The following is a 4,606-nucleotide window of genomic DNA, read 5'->3' as shown; positions in this document are numbered from 1 at the left end:
GGGCCCGCCACTTGGCGTGCGCGGGCACCTTCACCTCACCCATCGAGTCGTGCTCGACGCGGTACTCCGTGTCCTCGGCCGGTCCGGTCATGTGTATCAGCCCTCCTACTGGAGATGAGCGTGCGGCGTCCACCGCGTATTCCCCGGTGTCCCAGCAGTACATACCGGTGAGGGGACGCCTCGCCGTCGGCGACACCGTGAGCCGGGGCCCGGAATCGCCGCGGGGGTGTCCCGGCCGCGGCCGGGACACCCCCGTGTTCGGTGCGGCCCCGGCACGCGGGGCCGGCGGGTCAGCCCAGACCCGGGCCGCGCACCGGGATGCTGGTGAAGGTCGGGGCGGGCGCGGGCTCGGTGAAGAAGTCGTTGCCCTTGTCGTCGACGACGACGAACGCGGGGAAGTCCTCGACCTCGATGCGCCAGACCGCCTCCATGCCGAGCTCCTCGTACTCGACGACCTCGACCTTCTTGATGCAGTCCTGCGCCAGCCGGGCCGCCGGGCCGCCGATCGAACCGAGGTAGAAGCCGCCGTGCGTCCCGCAGGCGTCCGTGACCTGCTTGGACCGGTTGCCCTTGGCGAGCATCACCTTGGAGCCGCCCGCCGCCTGGAACTGGGCGACGTAACTGTCCATGCGGCCGGCCGTCGTCGGGCCGAAGGAACCGGACGCGTAGCCCTCGGGGGTCTTCGCGGGGCCCGCGTAGTACACCGGGTGGTCCTTCAGGTACTGCGGCATCTCCTCGCCCGCGTCCAGCCGCTCCTTGATCTTGGCGTGCGCGATGTCGCGGGCCACGACCAGCGGGCCGGTCAGCGAGAGCCGGGTCTTGACCGGGTACTTGGTGAGCTCGGCGAGGATCTCGTCCATCGGCCGGTTCAGGTCGATGCGCACGACGTCCCCGTCGCTGTCGAGCTGCTCGTCGGTGGTGTCCGGAAGGAAGCGCGCCGGGTCCTTCTCCAGCTGCTCCAGGAAGACGCCCTCGGCGGTGATCTTCGCGGTGGCCTGGCGGTCGGCCGAGCAGGAGACGGCGATGGCGACGGGCAGGGACGCCCCGTGCCGGGGGAGGCGGACCACGCGCACGTCGTGGCAGAAGTACTTGCCGCCGAACTGCGCGCCGATCCCGATCCGCTGCGTCAGCTCGAAGACCTTCTGCTCCAGCTCCTTGTCGCGGAAGCCGTGACCGGTGGGGGAGCCCTCGGCCGGCAGCTCGTCCAGGTAGTGCGCGGAGGCGTACTTGGCGGTCTTCAGCGCGAACTCGGCGGACGTGCCGCCGACGACGATCGCGAGGTGGTACGGCGGGCAGGCCGCCGTCCCCAGCGAGCGGATCTTCTCCTCCAGGAACGTCATCATGGAGGCCTCGTTGAGGACCGCCTTCGTCTCCTGGTAGAGGAAGGACTTGTTGGCCGAGCCGCCGCCCTTGGCCATGAAGAGGAACTTGTACGCGCCGCCGTCGGTGGCGTACAGCTCGATCTGCGCGGGCAGGTTCGACCCGGTGTTCTTCTCGTCCCACATGGTCAGCGGGGCCATCTGCGAGTAGCGCAGGTTGAGCTCGGTGTACGCGTCGAAGATGCCCCGGGACAGGGCCTCCTCGTCACCGCCCTCGGTGAGCACGTTCTGCCCGCGCTTGCCCATGACGATCGCCGTACCGGTGTCCTGGCACATGGGCAGCACGCCCGCCGCGGCGATGTTCGCGTTCTTCAGGAGGTCGAGCGCCACGAACTTGTCGTTGGAGGAGGCCTCCGGGTCGTCCACGATGCGCCGCAACTGCGCCAGGTGGGCCGGGCGCAGGTAGTGCGAGATGTCGTGCATGGCCTCGGCGGCGAGCGTGCGCAGGGCTTCCGGGGCCACCTTGAGGAACGTACGGCCGTCGGCCTCGAAGGTCGAGACGCCCTCGGAGGTCACCAGCCGGTACGGAGTGGTGTCCTCGCCCAGGGGCAGCAGATCGGAGTACGCAAACTCTGGCATTACGGGCCATTCCTCACTCGGTGACGGGGCTGACCTCCCTCGGGCAGCGCACCCACCAGGGTAGGACCCCGCGGCCCGGCCGGGCTTGTGAGGTAGGGCTCACCGGGACCGGCCCCGAACACCGCACCGGGGCCCGGGTGATGGCCGGCCGGGGACCGGACGGTGACCGGGCGCGGCGGGACGGCCGGAGGGCGGCCGAATTCCGAGCCACGGGGGTTCGGGTACTGGTCGCGATCTATCGCGTCTGGGTAGGCTGGTGCGGTGGACCTCGAAAAGCAGCCCCAGCAGCCCGTCGCTCCGGCCGGTCCCGCGCCCGCCGGGCCCGCCCCCGTGGGCATCCGTGCCTCCGACGCGGACCGCGACCGGATCGCGGACATCCTGCGGGAGGCCATGGCCGAAGGCCGGCTGACCGCCGAGGAGCACGCCGAGCGGGTCGACCTGGTCTACCGGGCGAAGACCGTGGGTGAACTGGAGCCGCTGGTGCGGGACCTGCCCGCGGGCGGCGCGACCTGTGTATAAGAGACAGGTTCAGCAGCTCGACCCGCAGGGGCCGTTGGCGGGTGGGCGGCCGTACGAACGCGTTCGCGCTCTTCGGCAGCGTCGAGATCGACCTGACCGAGGCCCTGTTCGGCCAGCGTCTGACCGTCATCAACGCGACCTCCGTCTTCGGCAGCGTCGAGATCAAGGTGCCGGAGAACATCTCGCTGCGCGGAAGCGGTACGGGCATTCTCGGCAATTTCGAGGTCGACACACTGGAATCGGCCGACCCGGAAGCCCCGGTGGTCCTGGTGAACGGCTATTCCGTCTTGGGGAACGTCGAGGCGAAACCCAAGCGTGGCAAGCTGATTGCCAATCTCCACAAGCAGTTGCGCAAGCATCTCGGCAGCTGAGCCGGTCCGGCTGATTCCGATCGCATTCCGGCCGGAACGCGATCGGAGAACGGTGCGGTGACCGGAGCCGGTGCCACTCAGTGCATAGGCGCGCGTACAGCGGGTAGGGACTGCTGCATCGTCTTTCGCTCGCGAAGCCGTCGTCAGGAGTGGACCGTGCTGCAACCGCCGCATCAGCCCCTGCAGGTCGCCGCTGTGCCGTCCCAGCGCATTCCCGCGCGGGAGGACCAGGCGGGCCCCTGGCACTCGGAGGCGGTGTGCCGCCGGGACGAAGCCGGGCTGTTCTTCGCCCCGTCGAAGGAGCCGACCGCCGCCCGGCTGTCCCGCGAGGAGGCCGCGAAGCAGGTCTGCGCCCGCTGCCCGGTGATGGTGGAGTGCCGGGAGCACGCGCTCATACAGCCCGAGCCGTACGGCGTGTGGGGCGGCCTCACCGCCGCCGAGCGCCGCGTCGTGCTCGCCCGGCGGCGCAGGCGCGACATCGAGCTCACGGCGGCGTCCGCGACGGAACGCGTCGCCGCGGCGGGCTGACGCCGCGCCGTCCCGCGCCGTACGGGCCGTGTCCGCCCGGGCCGCCGCCCGCCCGCACCGCGGGGGGCGACCCGGGCGGTATCCCGGGGCTACCGGGTTCCGCCGCTACTTCGCCCGGTCGAAGTCGATCGCGCTGTAGGCGCGCAGCTTCGAAAGCCGGTGGGTGGAGTCGATCCTGCGGATCGTGCCCGACTTGGACCGCATCACCAGGGACTCCGTGGCCGCGGTCTCCCCGCGGTACCGCACGCCGCGCAGCAGTTCACCGTCGGTGATGCCGGTGGCCACGAAGAAGACGTTGTCCCCGCTGACCAGGTCGTCCGTCGAGAGCACCCGGTCCAGGTCGTGCCCGGCGTCCAGTGCCTTGCGGCGTTCGGCCTCGTCCTTCGGCCAGAGCTTGCCCTGGATGACGCCGCCGAGGCACTTTATGGCGCACGCCGAGATGATCCCCTCGGGTGTGCCCCCGATCCCCATGAGCAGGTCGACGCCGGTCCCCTCGCGGGCCGCCATGATCGAGCCGGCGACGTCGCCGTCGGAGATGAACTTGATCCGGGCGCCCGTCTCGCGGATCTCCTTGACGATGCCGTCGTGCCGGGGCCGGTCGAGTACGACGACGGTGACGTCCTCGGGGGCCGAGCTCTTGGCCTTGGCCACCCGGCGGATGTTCACCGACACCGGCGCGTTGATGTCGACGAAGTCGGCGGCTTCGGGGCCGGTGACCAGCTTGTCCATGTAGAAGACCGCGGACGGGTCGAACATCGCCCCGCGGTCGGCCGCCGCGAGTACGGCGATCGCGTTGGGCATGCCCTTGGCGTTGAGCGTCGTGCCGTCGATCGGGTCGACGGCGATGTCGACCTCGGCACCGGTCCCGTCGCCGACGCGCTCGCCGTTGAACAGCATGGGGGCCTCGTCCTTCTCGCCCTCACCGATGACGACGACGCCGTTCATCGAGACGGTGGAGACGAGGGTGCGCATGGCCTTGACCGCGGCGCCGTCGGCGCCGATCTTGTCGCCGCGGCCGACCCAGCGCCCGGCGGCCATGGCGGCGGCCTCGGTGACCCGGACCAGTTCGAGGGCCAGGTTGCGGTCCGGGGCTTCCGGGGAGACCTCGAGCTGGGACGGCAGATGATGCTCGGACATCGGAGCGCACCTTTCTGTACGACGACGACCGGAAAAGAGGGTGCTGTGACTCTATCTGCAGTCCGATAAAATGAGCAGAGCGGGTCACGTATG

At 70.3% G+C, this 4,606-nt stretch carries 3 protein-coding genes and 1 pseudogene; 2 read left to right on the top strand and 2 right to left on the bottom strand.

The genetic code is table 11. The annotated features are described in order from the left end of the window. Positions 1-290: 290 nt before the first annotated feature. Positions 291-1,958, bottom strand: coding sequence for a fumarate hydratase (locus IH13_RS0111120; RefSeq protein WP_031083383.1), 1,668 nt, complete (start codon positions 1,956-1,958; stop codon positions 291-293). A gap of 261 nt (positions 1,959-2,219) precedes the next feature. Between IH13_RS0111120 and IH13_RS37215 the strand changes: the two are divergent. Then, positions 2,220-2,848, top strand: a pseudogene (locus IH13_RS37215) (DUF1707 SHOCT-like domain-containing protein). Positions 2,849-3,004: 156 nt separating this feature from the next. Continuing rightward, entirely contained in the window at positions 3,005-3,376 is a 372-nt protein-coding gene (locus IH13_RS0111110) for a WhiB family transcriptional regulator (protein WP_031083382.1), read from the top strand. A 105-nt stretch (positions 3,377-3,481) separates the two neighbouring features. Here the strand turns inward: IH13_RS0111110 and glpX are convergent, their stop codons facing one another. Next, positions 3,482-4,513 carry a class II fructose-bisphosphatase gene (gene glpX, locus IH13_RS0111105; protein ID WP_031083380.1) on the bottom strand — a complete coding sequence of 344 codons (1,032 nt, stop codon included), beginning with the start codon at positions 4,511-4,513 and terminating at the stop codon, positions 3,482-3,484. Between the last annotated feature and the right edge of the window lie 93 nt (positions 4,514-4,606).

Source organism: Streptomyces sp. NRRL WC-3549, assembly GCF_000721935.1.
In the GTDB taxonomy this organism is placed as follows: Bacteria; Actinomycetota; Actinomycetes; order Streptomycetales; family Streptomycetaceae; genus Streptomyces.
This window is presented reverse-complemented; position numbering and strand designations above follow the sequence as displayed.